The organism is Luteimonas abyssi (assembly GCF_001482195.1).
In the GTDB taxonomy this organism is placed as follows: domain Bacteria; phylum Pseudomonadota; class Gammaproteobacteria; order Xanthomonadales; family Xanthomonadaceae; genus Luteimonas; species Luteimonas abyssi.
In genome coordinates this window covers 467,885-484,979 of the sequence record NZ_KQ759763.1, presented here as the reverse complement: position 1 = coordinate 484,979, position 17,095 = coordinate 467,885, and the positions used below count along the sequence as shown (strand labels likewise).

Here is a 17,095-nt window from a genome sequence, read left to right as displayed (position 1 = left end):
CTACGAAGGCCGACGTATTGTGGCCGCTTTCCATCCCCAACCGGAGCTTCCCATGGCCAAGAGCAAGTCCCCGAAGCAGAAGTCCGGCGCCAAGGCGCCGCATCCGGCCGCCTCGCCCTCACCGCAGTCGAAGGCGCCGGCCATCGATATCGGGATTCCGGACAGGGAACGCAAGAAGATCGCCCAGAGCCTTTCGGTGTTTCTCGCCGATGCCTACACGCTGTATCTGAAGACCCACAATTTCCACTGGAACGTCACCGGCCCGATGTTCAACGCGCTGCACAACATGTTCGAGGACCAGTACACCGAGCAGTGGAACGCGCTGGACGACATCGCCGAACGTATCCGCGCGCTGGGCTTCAACGCGCCCGGTTCGTACGGGGAGTTCATCGCGCTGTCCTCGATCAAGGAAGAGCCGGGTCTGGAAAAGGCACCGGACTGGCGTGAGATGGTGCGCCAACTGGTCGAGGGCAACGAAGCCGTCTGCCGCAGTGCACGGACCGCGTTGGACGTGGCCGACGACGGCGACGACGATCCGACCGAGGACCTGCTGACCCAGCGCCTGCAGACCCACGAGAAGTACGCCTGGATGCTGCGTTCGCTGCTGCAGTAAGCCTGCCGGCGCGACCGACCCGCCTCCCTGGACGGGTCGCCGAAAAGGCCCCGCGCCGTTTGGCCGCGGGGCCTTTTTTCGCGCAGAGCATCGCCGCAGCCGACACGTTCTCGCCCGGGAGAAGACCCAAAAAAGGGGCGACCGAAGCCGCCCCCTTGTTATGGCGAAACCGCGCGAACCGCGTCAGCGTTTGCCCGCGTCCTCGACCGTGGTGCCCGCCGCCGCCGGCTCGCCGATGCCGGGCTCGCCCGCGACCGGCTCATCGTCGCGCAACGTATCGAGGTGCATCAGGCGCCGCACGAACGGCGAGATCACCAACATGCCGATGCCCACGCCCACCGCCAGCCAGCCGACGTTGCTGTAGACCTCCAGCACCCGCTCCGGCCCCGCGCCCTCGCCGCCGGTGGCGGCCGAGATCAGGCCTGCGGCGAAGTTGCCGGTGGCGGCGGCGAAGAACCAGGTCCCCATGATCAGGCTGGCCATGTGCGCCGGGGTCAGCCGGTTCATCGCCGACAACCCGACCGGCGACAGGCACAGCTCGCCGGTGGTGTGGATCAGGTAGATGAGGAAGATGAAGATCACCGGCGTCATGTTGCCCGCGCCCGTGGCGTGCGCGCCGGCCACCAGCACCAGGAAGCCCAGGCCGACCTGGATCACGCCGAGCGAGAACTTGGCCGGGGCCGAGGGCTCCATGCCGCGTCGCGCGAGCGCCGTCCACAACCAGGCGAATACCGGTCCGAGCAACACGATGTAGGCCGCATTGAGCGACTGGAACATCGACGCCGGCACTTCCCAGCCGAAGATCGTGCGGTCCACCGAGCGGTCGGTGAACAGGTTCAACGAGGCGCCCGCCTGTTCGAACAGCGCCCAGAACAGGATCGAACCGAGGATCAGGTACAGCGCCGCCAGGATGCGGTCGCGGTCTTCCTTGGGCAGCCGGAACACCGACGTGTACAGCACGTAGCCGACCAGCACCGCGCCGGAACCGCCGAGCAGGAAGCCCACCAGCTTCTGGTGCTGGATCATGAACCACACCAGCAGCACCGCGGCGAAGCCGAGGGCATACAGCAGCCACTCGAACTTGATGCCGGCGACCGGGCGCGCCAGGCGCTCGGGATCGCGCGACTCGCCGCGGCCCATCAGCAGCGGCTTGCCGATGATGAACACGATCAGCCCCAGCAGCATGCCGACGCCGGCAGCGCCGAAGCCCCAGGCCCAGCCGTAGGTCTGGCCGAGGTAGCCGGCGATCAGCGAGCCCAGGAACGCGCCCAGGTTGATGCCCATGTAGAAGATCGTGTACGCCGGGTCCCGACGGATGTCGGTGCGCGGGTACAGCTGACCGACCATCACCGAGATGTTGGCCTTCAGGAAGCCGGAGCCGACGATGATGAAGGCCAGCGCCAGCCAGAAGATGTTGAGCTCGGCTGCCCCCTGCCCGCCATCGCCCTCGAACGCCATCAGGAAATGACCGAAGGTCAGCAGCACGGCGCCGAACAGCACCGCCTTGCGCTGGCCGAGATACCGGTCGGCGAGATATCCGCCGATCACCGGCGCGATGTAGACCAGCGCGGTGTACGCGCCGTAGATCACCGACGCCTCGGAATCCGAGAACATCCAGTGCTGGACGAGATAGAAGATCAGCAGCGCGCGCATGCCGTAGTAGGAGAACCGCTCCCACATTTCGGCGAAAAACAACACGAACAGGCCGCGCGGATGACCGAGGATGGTCTTCTGCTCCTCGGCGGCGTAGGGATTGCTGGACAAGGCGGGTAGACTCCTGACGTAAGCGGCCGCCCCGTGGGCGGCCTGATCGACGCGCAAAGCTAGCCCTCTCCCCCCTATTCAGGGAAGAGAGTGACTAAAACAGTCGGTTTGCGATCCGGGATCATCCCGGGTAGCGGTAGCTCGAACCGATCCCCAGCGGCAGGCCGAGTCCCCAGAACGCCAGCAGGAACAGCGTCCACACCACCAGCAAAGTGAGCGAATAGGGCAGCATCAATGCCAGCAACGTGCCGATACCGCTGGATTTCACGTAGCGCTGGCAGAACACCACGATCAGCGGAAAATACGGCAGCAGGGGGGTAATGATGTTGGTGCTCGAGTCGCCGACCCGATAGGCCGCCTGGGTGAGGTCAGGCGAAATACCGAGTTGCATCAGCATCGGCACCATGATCGCGCCGATCAGCGCCCACTTCGCCGACGCCGAACCCACCAGCAGATTGACGAACCCCGACAGCAATACGATGCCGATCAGCGTCACCCCCATCGGCAGGCCCATCGCCTGCAAGCCGTTGGCGCCCTTGATCGCCAGCAACGCGCCGAGGTTGCTCTGTCCGAACGCGTAGATGAACTGCGCAGCGAAGAACGCCATGACGATGTAATACCCCATGCCGCTCATCGCCTTGCTCATGCCCTCGACCACGTCCCGGTGCGTCCGGACCGTACCGGCCGCGACGCCGTAGACGATGCCCGGAATCACGAACACCACGAAGATCAACGGCACGATCGACTGCATCAACGGCGCGGACGCCACCAGCAGTTCCCCCGCACCGCTGGCCGCGTCGGCCGGAGCCCTCCACGGTGAACCGAGCGGCAGACTGGTCGCCACCAAGGCGGCCACCAGCAGCAGCGCAGAGCCCACCGCCAGAACCAGGCCACGCCGCTCTCGCGGCGACAGGTGCTCCATCGTCGGCATCTCGCTCATGTCGCCGTCGACGACGGTGCCTTTCAGCCGCGGCTCGATGATCCGGTCGGTCAGGAACCAGCCAACCAGGACGATCAACGCCGTCGACGCGGTGGTGAACACGTAGTTGTTGAGCGGGTTGATCACCATCGCGGGATCGATGATCCGGGCCGCCTCTTGCGTCAGGCCCGCCAGCAGCGGATCGAGGCTGGACGGGATGAAGGTGGCCGAGAAGCCACCCGAGACACCCGCAAACGCTGCCGCAATGCCGGCCAGGGGATGCCGTCCGGCGGCATAGAAAATCACAGCACCGAGCGGAATCACGAGCACATAGCCGGCGTCGACCGCCACGTGGCTGAAGATACCCACCGCGATCAGGACCGGTGTGAGCAGCATCTTCGGCGTCACCGAGAGAATCGCGCGCAGCGATGCATTGATGAATCCGGTGTGCTCGGCAACCCCGAGCCCCAGCATCGCCACCAGCACGACCCCCAGGGGGGCGAAGGTGACGAACGTGGACACCATCGTCGCCATGAACGCGGTCAGACTGCCGCCGGCCAACAGATTGTTGATCTGGATCGGTTCGCCGCTGCGGGGATCGATCTCGGCGAAGTTCACCTGCGCCAGCAACGCCGACACGAGCCAGACCACGATCATCAGTCCCAGGAACAGAATCGCCGGATCGGGCAGTTTGTTCCCTACCCGCTCGACCGTATCGAGGAAACGGGCGATGCCGCCGCGCGGCGTCGGCGCGGCCTCCGGACCTGGCTGGTTCATGCTCGGGAATCCCCTGATCGTCGGCGATGACAGGCCCGCATCCTAGCAGCCCCGCGAACATCCGCCGCCCCCGGCACGCCTAGGGACGGCCCTCCGCGCGTGCACGCGGTCCGGCCAGACCGCGCGTCAGGCCAGGCGCGTCCGGACCTCGAACAGTTCGGGAAAGAAGGTCAGCTCCAGCGCCTTGCGCAGGAAGCCCACCCCGCTCGAACCGCCGGTCCCGCGCTTGAAACCGATCACCCGCATCACCGTGCGCATGTGGCGGAACCGCCACAGCTGGAACTGGGATTCCAGATCCACCAGATCCTCGCACAGCGCGTACTCGCGCCAGTGGCGGTCGGTGTCGCCGTAGATCGCCTCGAACACCGGCACCAGCGTCTCGTCCATCGCGTGCGGCTCGGACCAGTCGCGCTCCAGGTGCGCGGCGGGCACCGCGTGCCCCCAGCGCGCGAGATAGCGCAGGAACTCGTCGTACAGGCTCGGCGCCTCCAGCGTCTCGCGCAGCTGCGCCTGGCCGGCCGCGTCGTGACCGAACACCCGCAGCATGTCGGCGTTCTTGTTGCCCAGCAGGAACTCCACCGTGCGGTACTGCAGCGACTGGAAGCCCGACGACGGCCCCAGGACCTCGCGGAACTCCATGTACTCCGACGGGGTGAGGGTCTCCAGCACCGACCACTGCTCGGTGAGCTGGCGCAGCACCTGCTTGCAGCGCGCCAGCACCTTGCGGCAGCGCCAGACCTCGTCGCGGCGCAGATGCGCGGCGGCGGCAGTCAATTCGTGGATCATCAGCTTGATCCACAACTCCGAGACCTGGTGCTGGACGATGAACAGCATCTCGTCGTGATGCGGGGGAACCGACAGCGGCTCCTGGGCGGCCAGCAGGCGGTCCAGGCGCAGATAGCCGGCATAGGTGGTCCGGCCGTCGAGGTCGGTATGGATCCCGTCCTCCAGCGGCCGCGCATTGCGTTCGGTGCTCATCCGGCGAAGGGTAACCGATCGCGCCAGGCGCTTCCGGACGCGGTGCGATCGATCGAACGCGCCGCCGCGCCAGGTGTCCGCTGACGCGAAGCCGCGGTTCGACGCGTCGCCACGCGCGGCCGGCGGTGAACAGCCGCGGCTTCGGCCCTCACCCTCCCCGGTCATCGCCCCCCGTCATGCAGCCGCCACGGGAACGTTGCAGAATCGGTCCGGCAGGGGGTGGTCTTTCAAGGGGAGAAGCGCGATGCGCAGGCTCATGGGCCGGCTTTTGCTGGCCATCGGGGGAGTGTGCGCCCTGGGGGGAACCGCCCAGGCGCAGGTGGTCGTCAGCCAGATCTACGGGGCGGGCGGCAACAGCGGTGCGGCGTACAACGCCGATTACGTGGAATTGTTCAACCGTGGCGACACGCCGGTCCCGCTGGGCGGCACCTCGCTGCAGTACGCCAGCGCAACCGGCACCGGCAACTTCGGCAGCGGCGCCGGGCAACTGGTCGTCCTGCCGGCGACCACCCTGCTGCCCGGCCAGTACTTCCTGATCGGTCTGGCCGGCGGCAGCACCGGCGCGGCTCTGCCCACGCCGGACGCCAGCGGCACCATCAACATGTCCGCCAGCGCCGGCAAGGTCGCGCTGGTCGACGGCACCGCCGGCCTCGGCTGCAACGGCGGCAGCACGCCCTGCAACGCCACCCAGGAGGATCGCATCCTCGACCTGGTCGGCTTCGGCGGCGCCAATTATTTCGAAGGCAGCGGTCCGGCGCCGGTCCTGTCGGCGGCGAATGCCGCATGGCGCGGCGACGACGGTTGCCGCGACACCGACGACAACGCCGGCGACTTCGGCGCACGCGCACCCGGGCCGCGCAACGGCGAGACGCCGTACGCGCCCTGCGGAGGCGGCGGCACCCTGTGGCTGTCGATCGCCGACACCGCCGCGGCCGAGGGCGACAGCGGGCTCACTCCGTTCTTCTTCACCGTCACGCTCAACCAGCCGGCCGACGCCGACGGCGTGACCGTGGACTTCGCCACCGCCGACGGCACCGCCACCGTGGCCGACAACGACTATGTCGCCAAGTCCGGCACGCTGCGCTTCGCCGCGGGCGAACGCTCGAAGACGATCGTCGTCGACGTGGTCGGCGACACCACGCCGGAACCCGACGAGACCTTTTTCGTCGACCTGTCGAATGCGGTCGGCGCCGAAATCCAGCGCGCGCAGGCCACGGGCACCATCCTCAACGACGACGTCGTGACCCTGCCGATCCATGCGATCCAGGGCAGTGGCGGTCGCTCGCCTTACGAGGGCCAGGCCGTGGCGACCGAGGGCATCGTCACCGGGCGCAAGAACAACGGCTTCTTCATCCAGACCGCCGACGGCGAGGACGACGGCGATCCCATGACCTCCGAAGGCGTGTTCGTGTTCACCTCCAGCACGCCGCCCGATGCCGCTGCCGTCGGCAACCGCGTTCTCGTGCAGGGCACGGTGATCGAGTACGTGCCGGCCGCCGACCCGCACCAGCTGCCGCTGACCGAGATCACCGATGCCAGCGTGATCGCGCTGTCGAGCGGGCATCCGTTGCCGGCACCGGTGGTCCTGACCACCGCCGTGCCCAATGCCGAGGGCGGCCTCGACCAGCTCGAGCACCTCGAGGGCATGCGCGTGACCGCGCCGAGCTTCACCGTGGTCGCGCCCACCGGCGGCAACGTCAACGAGCGCCAGGCCAGCGCGACCAGCAACGGCCGCTTCGCGGTCGTGGTCACCGGCACCGCACGCCCGTTCCGTGAGCCGGGCATCCCGCTGCTCGATCCCGAGCCGCTGGGCAGCACCGCCACCGACATCCCGCGCTGGGATTTCAATCCGGAACTGATCGCGGTCAACAGCACCACGATCGGCGCCCCGACCGCGAACCTCGCCGTCGGCTGCCGGATCGTCGACGGCAGCCTGGTCGGGCCGCTCGACTACACGTTCCGCCGTTTCACGATCTATCCGGAAGCCGAACTCCAGGTCGAGTGCGACGGGGCCGATCAACCGCGCCCGGCACAGTTGCCGGATCCGGACCACGCGACGTTCGCCGCCTACAACCTCGAGCGCTTCTTCGACGACATCGACGACCCGACCATCGGCGAGCCGGTCCTGACCCCGGAGGCGATCGAGCAGCGTCTCGCCAAGGCGTCGCTGGGCATCCGTGGCTATCTGCACATGCCCGACGTGCTGGGCGTGACCGAGGTGGAGAACCTGGACGTACTGCAGCGGCTGGCCGGGCGCATCAACCAGGACGCCGTCGCCGCCGGCCAGCCCGACCCGGGCTACGTCGCCTGGCTGGAGGAAGGCCTCGACATCGGCGGCATCGATGTCGGCTTCCTGGTCCGCAGTGGCGACAACGGTGCCGGCGCGGCGCGCGTGGACGTCCACGGCGTCACCCAGCACGGCGCCGAGGAAAGACTGCAGAATCCGGACGGCTCGACCAGCACGCTCAACGACCGTCCGCCGCTGCTGCTCGACGCCACCGTGCAATTCGCCGATGGACGCACCCTGCCGCTGGCGGTGATCGTGGTGCATCAGCGCTCGCTCAGCGGGGTCGACAACGACACCAACGGCAGCGCCGGCTGGATCAGCACCGGCGCACGCGTGCGTGCCAAGCGTCACGCGCAGGCCGAGTACCTGGCCGGCCTGGTACAGGGCCTGCAGGATGCGGACCCTGCCCGCAAACTGGTGGTGCTGGGCGACTTCAACGCGTTCGAGTTCAACGACGGCCTCGTCGACGCCATGGGCACGGTGACCGGCCTGCCGTCGGCCGACGAGACCACCGCCGTGGACGGCGACGGCGCGGTGCTGGTCGACCCGGTGCTGCGCAACGTCACCCTCGATGCGGATCCGGAAGAGCGCTATTCGTTCGTGTTCGATTACCAGGCGCAATCGATCGACCACATCCTGGTCAACCAGGCCTTGATCGATTCGCCGCTGGTCGCCGGCTACGACGTCAGCCACGCGCGCATCAACGCCGACTTCCCGGAGATCGCGCGCAACGAGCCCGATACGCCGACCCGGCTGGCCGACCACGATCCGGTGCTGCTGCTGGTGCGGCTGCAACCGGTCCGTTTCGCCGACCTGTCGGTCCAGGCGGAGGCCGCCAACGCGGAGACGATCGTCGGCACCCCACTCGTGTTCGCGACCACCGTGACCAACGCCGGTCCGGATGCCGCGGCGTTCGCCGGCGTCGGCTTCGCGTTCGACCTCGCCCTGCCCGACCTGGAGGTCGATGCCCCGGCAGGCTGGAGCTGCGATACGCCGACCCACGGCAGCGACACCACCACCGTCGCCTGCACGGTCGACATCCTCGACGCCGATGCGGACGCGGTGTTCGGTCTCGCCGCCACTGCACCGGACACCGCACTCGGCGACACCGTGACCCTGGCCGTCGCGGCCACCTCGCAGACCGCCGATCCGGACGAGACGGACAACGCCGCACAGGCACGCACGACGGTCGTGGACGACCCGCAGGCGCTTCCCGCACTCGCCAACGGCGTGCCGGTGACAGCACTGTCCGGCGAAGCGGGCGACGCGCTCATGTACCGCATCGAGGTGACTGTCGGGGGCCGCCAACTGCGGGTGCAGACCTACGGCGGCAGCGGCGACGTCACCCTTACCCTGCGCCACGGCGAACAGCCGACCGCGCAGGACTGGGACGCCCGTTCGGCCCGCCCGGGCAACAACGAGGTCGTCCACGTCGCGACGCCGGCCGCGGGCACGTGGTACGTGCGCGTCGAGGGCGTGCGTCCCTTCGCCCGGCTCACATTGAGCGGGCACTGGGTCGAGTAGGCCCGGCCACCAGACCCCGCCTGTTCCGAGGCGGTCGACGGAACCCCGGCTTCGGCCGGGGTTCTTCGTTTCCGGGCCGCACCGAAACGCCACCTCGTGCGCCGCGATGACCCGCGCCCCGGCGGCCGGGGCGCGGCATCCCTGCACACCACACGTGCCGGACCCCCCCGCGATGCCACGCCGACCGCTCCGCTGTCATGACGCATTGCGCAACGGGACTTTACGGGCCGCTCGCTATCATCGTCGGCCCCGTGGAGCGCGCAGAGAACTGGAAATACGCATGACAGTCGCCGCCACCTTCGAAATCGAATACCTGCAGTACCTGGGCCCTGACGGACGCTTCGTCGCCGAACCGCCGAAGGACATCGCAGACCCCGGGCGCATCCTCGAACTGTTCAAGCAGATGCTGTTTGTGCGCACCTTCGACAGCAAGTCGATCGCCCTGCAGCGCACCGGCAAGCTCGGTACCTACGCCGCCTGCCTGGGGCACGAGGCGACCCATGTCGGCATCGGCGCCGCGATGCGCCCGGAAGACCTGTTCGCCCCGAGCTACCGCGAGTACGGCGCCCAGTTCATGCGTGGTGTGCATCCGCGCGAAGTGCTGATGTACTGGGGCGGCGACGAGCGCGGCAACGACTTCGAGATCCCGCGCCACGACCTGCCCTGGTGCGTGCCGATCGCCACCCAGTGCCTGCACGCCGCGGGCGCCGCGCTGGCGTTCAAGCTGCGCAACGAACCGCGCGTCGCGGTGACCTGCTGCGGCGATGGCGGCAGCTCCAAGACCGATACCTACGCCGCGATCAACTCCGCCGGCGCCTACGAGCTGCCGTTCGTCCAGTGCATCATCAACAACGGCTGGGCGATCTCGGTGCCGCGCAAGGCGCAGACCGGCGCGAAGACATTGGCGCAAAAGGGTCTGGCCGGCGGTCTGCACTGCCTGCAGGTGGACGGCAACGACCTGTTCGCCGTGCTCGAAGGCATGCGCCGCGCCATGGAGCGCGCCCGCAACGGTGAGGGCGGCAGCGTCATCGAATTCATGACCTACCGCCTGCACGACCACACCACCGCCGACGACGCGCGCCGCTACCGCGACGAAGCCGAGGTCAAGGCCGCGTGGGACAAGGAACCCATCGCCCGCCTGCGTACCTGGCTCACCGCCCAGGGCCTGTGGGACGAGGAACAGGAAAAGGCCTGGGCCGTCGACTGCGGCAAGCGCATCGACGTCGAGATCAATGCCTATCTCGAATCCAAGGTGCAGCCGGTCGAAGCGATGTTCGATTATCTCTATGCCGACCCACCGGCCGACCTGCTCGCCCAGCGCGAGGCGGCCATCGCCCGGGAGGCGCGCCGATGAACGTGGCGACCAATGCGAAGCCCGCCGCCGAGACCGGCGCCGATACGGCGGCGAAGACCGACACCCCGATCACCCTGATCGAGGCGATCACCCAGGCCATGGCCTGGGAGATGCGCCACGACGACAGCGTCGTGGTGCTGGGCGAGGACGTCGGCGTCAACGGCGGCGTGTTCCGCGCCACCGCTGGCCTGCAGGCGCGGTTCGGTTCCGAGCGCGTGCTCGACACCCCGCTCGACGAGACCACCATCGCCGGCCTCACCGTCGGCATGGCGCTGCAAGGCATGAAGCCCGTCGCCGAAGCGCAGTTCGACGGCTTCATGTACCCGATGGTCGACCACATCGTCTGCCATGCCGCGCGCTTCCGCACACGCACCCGCGGTCGCCTGCACTGCCCGATGGTATTGCGGGTGCCGTGGGGCGGCGGCATCCGCGCCCCCGAGCATCACAGCGAGGCCAACGAGGCGATCTTCACCAACGTGCCCGGCCTGCGCGTGGTCATGCCGTCGTCGCCCGCGCGCGCCTACGGCCTGCTGCTGGCGGCGATCCGCGAGCCCGACCCGGTGATCTATTTCGAGCCCAAGCGCATCTACCGCCAGTACAAGGAGCTCGTGCCCGACGACGGCGAGGCGCTGCCGCTGGACGTGTGCTACGTACTGCGCGACGGCACCGACGTCACCCTGGTCAGCTGGGGCGCTCAGGTGAAGGAGGCGCTGGAAGCCGCCGACCGCCTGGCCGAGGATGGCATCAGCGCCGAAGTCATCGACGTGGCCACGCTCAAACCGCTGGATTTCGACACCATCGCCGAGTCCGTGTCCCGGACGGGCCGCTGCGTGATCGTGCACGAAGCCGCCAAGACCGCCGGTTTCGGTGCCGAGATCGCCGCCCGTCTGGCCGAGGAATCCATGTACGACCTGCTCGCCCCGGTCGAGCGCGTCACCGGCTACGACACCCACATCCCGCTGTTCCGGCTGGAGATGAAGTACCTGCCCAGCACCGAGCGCGTGGTCGAGGCGGCGAAGCGGGCCCTGGCGGCGGGCTGACGTGCGCCGCGCGCGCATCCTCGCCGACCATCGTCCGCCCGACCGGCCGCCGATCCGCATCCGCGTCGGCGAGCAGGTCACGCTGGGCGAGCGCGACACCGAATGGCCGGACTTCGTCTGGACCGTGAACGCCGCCGGCGACGGAGGCTGGGTGCCGGCCAGCCTGTTCGATCGCGCCCACGGCACCGCCACCGCGCTGGACGACTACGACACCCGCGAGCTTTCCGTCGCGGCCGGCGAGCGGGTCGAGCTCGACCAAGCGCTCGCCGGCTGGTGGTGGGCTCGCAACGCCGCCGGCGCGACCGGCTGGATACCCAAACGCGTCATCGCATCATCCGAGGACCACCATGGCTGACACCAAATCCTTCAAGCTTCCCGATCTCGGCGAAGGCCTGCCCGATGCCACCATCGTCGAATGGGCGGTCCAGGTCGGCGACGTCATCCGACTCGACGACCCGCTGGTCTCAATGGAGACCGCCAAGGCCGTCGTGGACGTGCCTTCGCCCGTGTCGGGCAAGGTGCTCAAGCTCGCCGGCGACCCCGGCGACATCGTCGAAACCGGCGCGGTGCTGGCTGAATTCGAGATCGATCCCGACCTGCCGCAGCGTGCCGAAGGCCAGGACACCGGCCATCACCACGGACCGCCCAAGCCCGGCAAGGGCGTCGGCCAGCCCGACCCCGCCCCGGACGACAAGGTCGTCGCCTCCACCGAGGGCGGCGCGATCGACGCCAGTGACGACGCGCCTCCCGAGGAGAAATCCTCGGCGGGTGGCGAACGCGCCGACAGCGGCACCGTGGTCGGCGCGATGCAGTCCTCCGACACCGTACACGCGGAGCGCGCCAGCGCTGCGGGTGGGGTCAAGGCGATGCCGGCCGTGCGCGCGATGGCGCGCAAGCTCAAGGTCGACATCGCACAGGTGCGCGGCACGGGCGCCGATGGTGTGGTCACCATGGCCGACGTCAAACAGGCCGCAGCCGACGGCAGCGCACCGGCGGGCCGGTCGTCGTCTTCGACCGGCGGCAATGCAGCGTCCCCGCCCGTTGCAGGCGGGCGGGCCGCGACACCCGCTTCGGGCGAGGGAACGACCGCGCGAGCCGCGCCCTCCGCGCGCGGACGCAGCGAACACGAACGCACCGCGCTGTCCGCATCCGGCAAGCCGATGCGTACGCAGCCGCCGTCGGTCTCCGCCAGCGGGCAACCGGAACAGCTCAAGGGCGTGCGCCGCAACATGGCCCGGGTCATGGCCGACGCCCATGCCAAGGTGGTGCCGACCACACTCACCGACGACGCCGACATCCACGCCTGGACGCCCGGCAACGACGTCACCGTGCGCCTGGTGCGCGCGATCTGCGCCGCCGCTGCGGCCGTGCCCGCGCTCAACGCCTGGTTCGACGGCGACAAGCTCACCCGCACCCTGCACCCGCACGTCGACATCGGCATCGCCGTGGACACCGACGACGGCCTGTTCGTGCCCGCCCTGCGCAACGCCGACGTGCTCGATGCCGCCGGCGTGCGCGAGGGCGTGAACCGCCTGCGCACCCAGGTGCTGGACCGCAGCCTGCCGGCCGGCGAACTCACCGGCTACACGATCTCGCTGTCGAACTTCGGCATGTTCGCCGGCCGCTACGCCACACCGGTCATCGTGCCGCCGTGCGTGGCGATCGTCGCCGCCGGCCGCGCGCGCCACCAGATCACTCCGGTGATCGGCGGCTTCGAATCGCACAAGGTGATCCCGCTGTCGCTGACCTTCGACCACCGCGCCTGCACCGGCGGCGAAGCCGCACGCTTCCTGCGCGCGCTGCTCGACGACCTCGCGCGCCCGCACTGAGCATGACCGCACCGGGCGACCTCCACGATCGCGCCGATCCCGCTCCCGCCGGACCGGCGCAGCCGGCGCGCCCGCACGGTGGCCGGCGCGTGCTCGTGGCCGGCGGCAGCCGGGGCATCGGCCTGGCGATCGCCGAGGCGTTCGCCGCGGCCGGCGCTTCGGTGTCGGTGTGCGCCCGCGGCGGCACCGACCTGGAGGCTGCCGCGCAGCGGCTGGCGGCGCATGGCGGCAGCGTCCACCGGCAGGTCTGCGACCTGGTCGACGCGTCGGCCATCGCCGACTGGGTCGAATCCGCCGCCGCCGCGCTCGGCGGCATCGACGTGGTGGTCAACAACGCCTCCGCACTCGCCCACGGCGCCGACGACGCGGCCTGGCAGGCGGGCTTCGAGCTCGACCTGATGGCCGCCGTGCGCTGCAACCGCGCCGCCCTGCCTCACCTGCGCGCCGGCGACGCGCCCGCGATCCTCAACGTCAGCTCCATCAACGCGCTGCAGCCCACGCCGCGCGCGGTCGCCTACTCCACCGCCAAGGCCGCGTTGAACTACTACACGGTGACCCTGGCCGCGGAACTCGCGCGCGCGCGCATCCGCGTCAACGCCGTCGCACCGGGCTCGATCGCGTTCCCCGGCGGCCTGTGGGAGCGCCGTCGCCAGGACGACCCGGCGCTGTACGCACGCGTGCGCGACAGCATCCCCTTCGGCGGATTCGGGAACCCGGCGGATGTCGCCGCCGCGGCGCTGTTCCTGTGCTCGCCGGCGGCCGCCTGGATCACCGGCCAGGTGCTGGCCGTCGACGGCGGGCAGTCGCTCGGCGCCTGACCCCGCGCGGTGTCGCCCTGCCTGCGACCGCGACCGCGTTCGCACCCTCCGCGAGCGGGATCCGGCATGGTGTGCGGACCACGCCCCGGGAGCCGCCGCCATGCCGCACCACAGCCGCCTGTCCACGTTCGTGCTCGACTGCGAGGTCGACGATCTCGCCCCGCACGTCGCGTTCTGGTCGCAGGCCCTCGGCAAGCCGGTCGGCACCGCCGATGCGGACGGCGACGGCAGGTACGGCGAACTGCGCACCGCCGCCGACGAGCCGATGTTGTTGCTGCAGAAGGTCGCGCATCCGTCGCGCATCCACCTGGACATCGAAACCGACGACATCGAGGCGGAAGTCGCGCGCCTGGAAGGCCTCGGCGCGAAGCGCATCGAGCAGATCAGCACCTGGTGGGTGATGGAGGCGCCGAGCGGCCACCGCTTCTGTGTGGTGCGGCCGCAACGCGAAGCCTTCGGCCCGCACCTCAACCGTTGGGACTGAGGGCCGTCTCGCGGGCCAGCCACACCGCCAGGCCCTGCGCGTTGAGCTCGATGTCGGTGCCCAGCAATGCGGGGATCCGCTGCGCCGCCTCCTTGATGCCGTGACGTTGCGCGCGGTCGGTGTACAGGCGCTGCAGGCCGTCGACCAGGCGCGCGTGCCCCTCGGGGCCGGCCTGGCGCGCCAGCGACACCATCGCGTCGATCTGCGCGATCAGGTCGGTGCCCAACCGCTGGCAGTCGGACACCGCACCGAAGTGGGTCAGGTACACCCGCGCCGGCGCCTCCGCCAGCATCCTGCGCACCGATTGCTTCATCGCGTCGGGATCGAACTGCACCGGCGAGCTGGTCGGGATCACGAACGGACCGCGCGGCGTGTCCAGTTCGCGGTAGGAGATGCCGAACACGTCGCCGCTGAACCAACTGCGGCTGCGCCCGTCCCACACCGACAGATGGTGCTTCGCGTGCCCGGGGGTGTGCGCGCACACCAGCCGCCGGCCGGCCAGCTCGACCACGTGGCCGTCCTCGGCGGCGATCACCCGCTCGGCGGGCACCGGCGTCAGGTTGCCGTAGCTGCGTTCGAACTCCTCGTCGCCGTAGACCTGGCGCGCGCTGGCCGAAAGTTTCGCCGGATCGATCATGTGCGGCGCGCCGCGCGGGTGCACCACCAGGGTCGCGTTGGGCAGGGCCTGCATCAGCAGGCCCGCGCCGCCGGCGTGGTCGAGGTGGACGTGGGTCAGGATCACCCGGTCCACGGCGTCGCGCGCCACCCCGTGTGCGTCGAGCGCGCCGAGCAGATGCGACACGCTGCGCCCGGTGCCGCTGTCGATGAAGGCCGCGCGGCCGTCCTGCACCACCAGGTACGCCGCGCAGAACGCCGGGCGCTGGTAGCCGGTGTCGATGGTGACGATGCCATTCGGCTCGCTCATGGGGTGACTCGTGCTGCGTTCGGGGACTGCAACCAGTCTAGGCAAGCGCGGCGGGAACCGGGATGCGGCTTTGGTCGCAGACCCGCTCAGCGCGCGCGCCGGTGCAGCCAACGCCTGCGCACCAGGAATGCGATCAGCATCACGCCCAGGAACACACCGTAGCCGACGGCGGTGGCCAGCACCTGCCGCCACATCCCGCCGAACGCAGGGTCCGCGCCACGATGCGCCCAGTGCACGGCTAGCAGGAACGCCGCCACGGCGAGCAGCAGCGAGCCGATGTCGAACACGCGGCGGGCCGCGTCGCGCGGCTGCCGGGGATACGCCCAGTAGAGCGTGCCGAGGATCGCGAACCACGGCAGGAACAGGATCAGGGCGAGGTTGACCTCGACCAGCGCGTTCACGTCGCGGCGTCCTCCGCCAGGCGCGCCAGCGCGGCAGCGAACGCGGCGGCGTCGACACCTTCGGCGAGGCGCCCGATCTCGATGCCGTCGGTACGGACCACGCCGTCGGCATCGACGTCCGGCGACACCGCGCCCGATTTCAGCCGGCCGATCCACTGCCCGGCATCGCGCGGCGCGGCGAAGGCCGCGCCCTGCAGCAGCAGGGTGTCGCCGTCGACCAGCTTGAACGAGAACCGGCCGTCCGCCTCGCGGTACTGCTTGAACACCGGCGGTGCCGGCCGGATCGCGGTGTCGCCGCTGTCGTCGCCGGACGCCTCGGCGGCACCGGCCGACAGGTCGCGCAAGCCGACGGCATGGCGCAGTTCGGCAAGCAGCGGGGTCGCGTAGCGCTCGCGCAGGCGGCGGGCGCCGTCGCGCAGAATCGCCTCGATGTCCTGGGGCCGAGCCATCAGCGTCTCGTAGCGATCGCGCATCGGCGCGATCTCCGCGTCGATGCGCTCGAACAACTGCTGCTTGGCGTCGCCCCAGCCGATGCCGTCGGCGAACGCCTGCGCGAACGCGGCCGTCTCGGCCGGCGTGGCGAACGCCTGGTAGAGCTGGAACAGCGCCGAGCCGTCGGTGTCCTTGGGCGTGCCCGGCGGGCGCGAGTCGGTCACGATCGAGAACACCAGCTTGCGCAGGGTCTCGCGCGGCGCGAACAGCGGGATCGTGTTGCCGTAGCTCTTGCTCATCTTGCGGCCGTCCAGGCCCGGCAGGGTCGCCACCTGTTCGTCGATCACCACCTCCGGCAGCGTGAACCAGTCGCGGCCGTAGACGTGGTTGAAGCGCTGGCCGAAGTCGCGCGCCATCTCGATGTGCTGGATCTGGTCGCGCCCGACCGGCACCTTGTCGGCGCCGAAGATCAGGATGTCGGCGGCCATCAACACCGGGTACATGAAGAGACCGGCGCTGACGCCCGCGTCGTCGTCCTCGCCGTCGGCGCGATTGCGATCGACCGCGGCCTTGTAGGCGTGCGCACGGTTGAGGATGCCCTTGCCGGCCACGCAGGTCAGGAACCAGGTCAGCTCGGGGATCTCGGGAATGTCGCTCTGGCGGTAGAACCAGACCTTGTCCGGCTCAAGCCCGGCCGCGAGCCAGGTCGCCGCGATCTCGAGCGTCGACCGCTGGGTCCGCACCGGATCCTGCGCCTTGATCAGGCTGTGCAGGTCGGCAAGGAAGTAGAAGCTTTCGGTTTCCGGGGCCCGGCTGGCGGCGATGGCCGGCCGCACTGCACCCACGTAATTGCCGAGATGGGGCGTCCCGGAGGTGGTGATGCCGGTCAGGACACGGGTGGCGCGAGCAGCGGACATCGGATACGGATCGTCGTGGACAGCGGTCCGGTG

General features: G+C 69.7%; 14 protein-coding genes. 8 read left to right on the top strand and 6 right to left on the bottom strand.

Going from position 1 to position 17,095, the window contains the following annotated elements:
- Positions 1–52 precede the first annotated feature (52 nt).
- Entirely contained in the window at positions 53–613 is a 561-nt protein-coding gene (locus tag RG19_RS01875) for a Dps family protein (protein ID WP_058833775.1), read from the top strand.
- Positions 614–796: 183 nt separating this feature from the next.
- Here the strand turns inward: RG19_RS01875 and RG19_RS01870 are convergent, their stop codons facing one another.
- The 3 genes from RG19_RS01870 to RG19_RS01860 form a co-directional block, all read right to left on the bottom strand.
- Entirely contained in the window at positions 797–2,377 is a 1,581-nt protein-coding gene (locus RG19_RS01870; RefSeq protein ID WP_058833774.1) for a peptide MFS transporter, read from the bottom strand.
- 121 nt (positions 2,378–2,498) lie between these two features.
- Positions 2,499–4,073: an AbgT family transporter gene (locus tag RG19_RS01865; RefSeq protein WP_058833773.1), complete on the bottom strand. Its 1,575-nt coding sequence runs from the start codon at positions 4,071–4,073 to the stop codon at positions 2,499–2,501.
- Between the two features lie 126 nt (positions 4,074–4,199).
- Positions 4,200–5,051, bottom strand: a complete 852-nt coding sequence (locus tag RG19_RS01860; protein ID WP_058833772.1) for a tryptophan 2,3-dioxygenase — start codon at positions 5,049–5,051, stop codon at positions 4,200–4,202.
- 244 nt (positions 5,052–5,295) lie between these two features.
- On the opposite strand from RG19_RS01860, the gene RG19_RS18110 reads away from it, so the two are divergent.
- The 7 genes from RG19_RS18110 to RG19_RS01825 all read left to right on the top strand — a co-directional run bounded on the left by RG19_RS18110 (position 5,296) and on the right by RG19_RS01825 (position 14,387).
- Entirely contained in the window at positions 5,296–8,862 is a 3,567-nt protein-coding gene (locus RG19_RS18110; protein ID WP_082672419.1) for a pre-peptidase C-terminal domain-containing protein, read from the top strand.
- 280 nt (positions 8,863–9,142) lie between these two features.
- The gene (gene pdhA, locus RG19_RS01850) at positions 9,143–10,216 is read left to right on the top strand and encodes a pyruvate dehydrogenase (acetyl-transferring) E1 component subunit alpha (protein WP_058833770.1); all 1,074 of its coding nucleotides are present in this window, start codon (positions 9,143–9,145) and stop codon (positions 10,214–10,216) included.
- Complete coding sequence (locus tag RG19_RS01845) at positions 10,213–11,256, top strand: alpha-ketoacid dehydrogenase subunit beta (RefSeq protein WP_058833769.1); 1,044 nt, start codon at positions 10,213–10,215, stop codon at positions 11,254–11,256. The genes pdhA and RG19_RS01845 overlap by 4 nt, the downstream gene beginning before the upstream one ends.
- A gap of 1 nt (position 11,257) precedes the next feature.
- The gene (locus RG19_RS01840; RefSeq protein ID WP_058833768.1) at positions 11,258–11,611 is read left to right on the top strand and encodes an SH3 domain-containing protein; all 354 of its coding nucleotides are present in this window, start codon (positions 11,258–11,260) and stop codon (positions 11,609–11,611) included.
- Positions 11,604–13,085: a dihydrolipoamide acetyltransferase family protein gene (locus RG19_RS01835; RefSeq protein ID WP_058833767.1), complete on the top strand. Its 1,482-nt coding sequence runs from the start codon at positions 11,604–11,606 to the stop codon at positions 13,083–13,085. The genes RG19_RS01840 and RG19_RS01835 overlap by 8 nt, the downstream gene beginning before the upstream one ends.
- 2 nt (positions 13,086–13,087) lie before the next feature.
- Entirely contained in the window at positions 13,088–13,903 is an 816-nt protein-coding gene (locus RG19_RS01830) for an SDR family NAD(P)-dependent oxidoreductase (protein ID WP_082672418.1), read from the top strand.
- A 100-nt stretch (positions 13,904–14,003) separates the two neighbouring features.
- Positions 14,004–14,387, top strand: a complete 384-nt coding sequence (locus tag RG19_RS01825; protein WP_058833766.1) for a VOC family protein — start codon at positions 14,004–14,006, stop codon at positions 14,385–14,387.
- Here the strand turns inward: RG19_RS01825 and RG19_RS01820 are convergent.
- The 3 genes from RG19_RS01820 to RG19_RS01810 form a co-directional block, all read right to left on the bottom strand.
- Entirely contained in the window at positions 14,371–15,312 is a 942-nt protein-coding gene (locus tag RG19_RS01820; RefSeq protein WP_058833765.1) for an MBL fold metallo-hydrolase, read from the bottom strand. The genes RG19_RS01825 and RG19_RS01820 overlap by 17 nt on opposite strands.
- A gap of 86 nt (positions 15,313–15,398) precedes the next feature.
- The gene (locus tag RG19_RS01815) at positions 15,399–15,713 is read right to left on the bottom strand and encodes a hypothetical protein (RefSeq protein ID WP_238376572.1); all 315 of its coding nucleotides are present in this window, start codon (positions 15,711–15,713) and stop codon (positions 15,399–15,401) included.
- Entirely contained in the window at positions 15,710–17,062 is a 1,353-nt protein-coding gene (locus tag RG19_RS01810; protein WP_058833764.1) for a tryptophan--tRNA ligase, read from the bottom strand. The genes RG19_RS01815 and RG19_RS01810 overlap by 4 nt, the downstream gene beginning before the upstream one ends.
- Positions 17,063–17,095 lie beyond the last annotated feature (33 nt).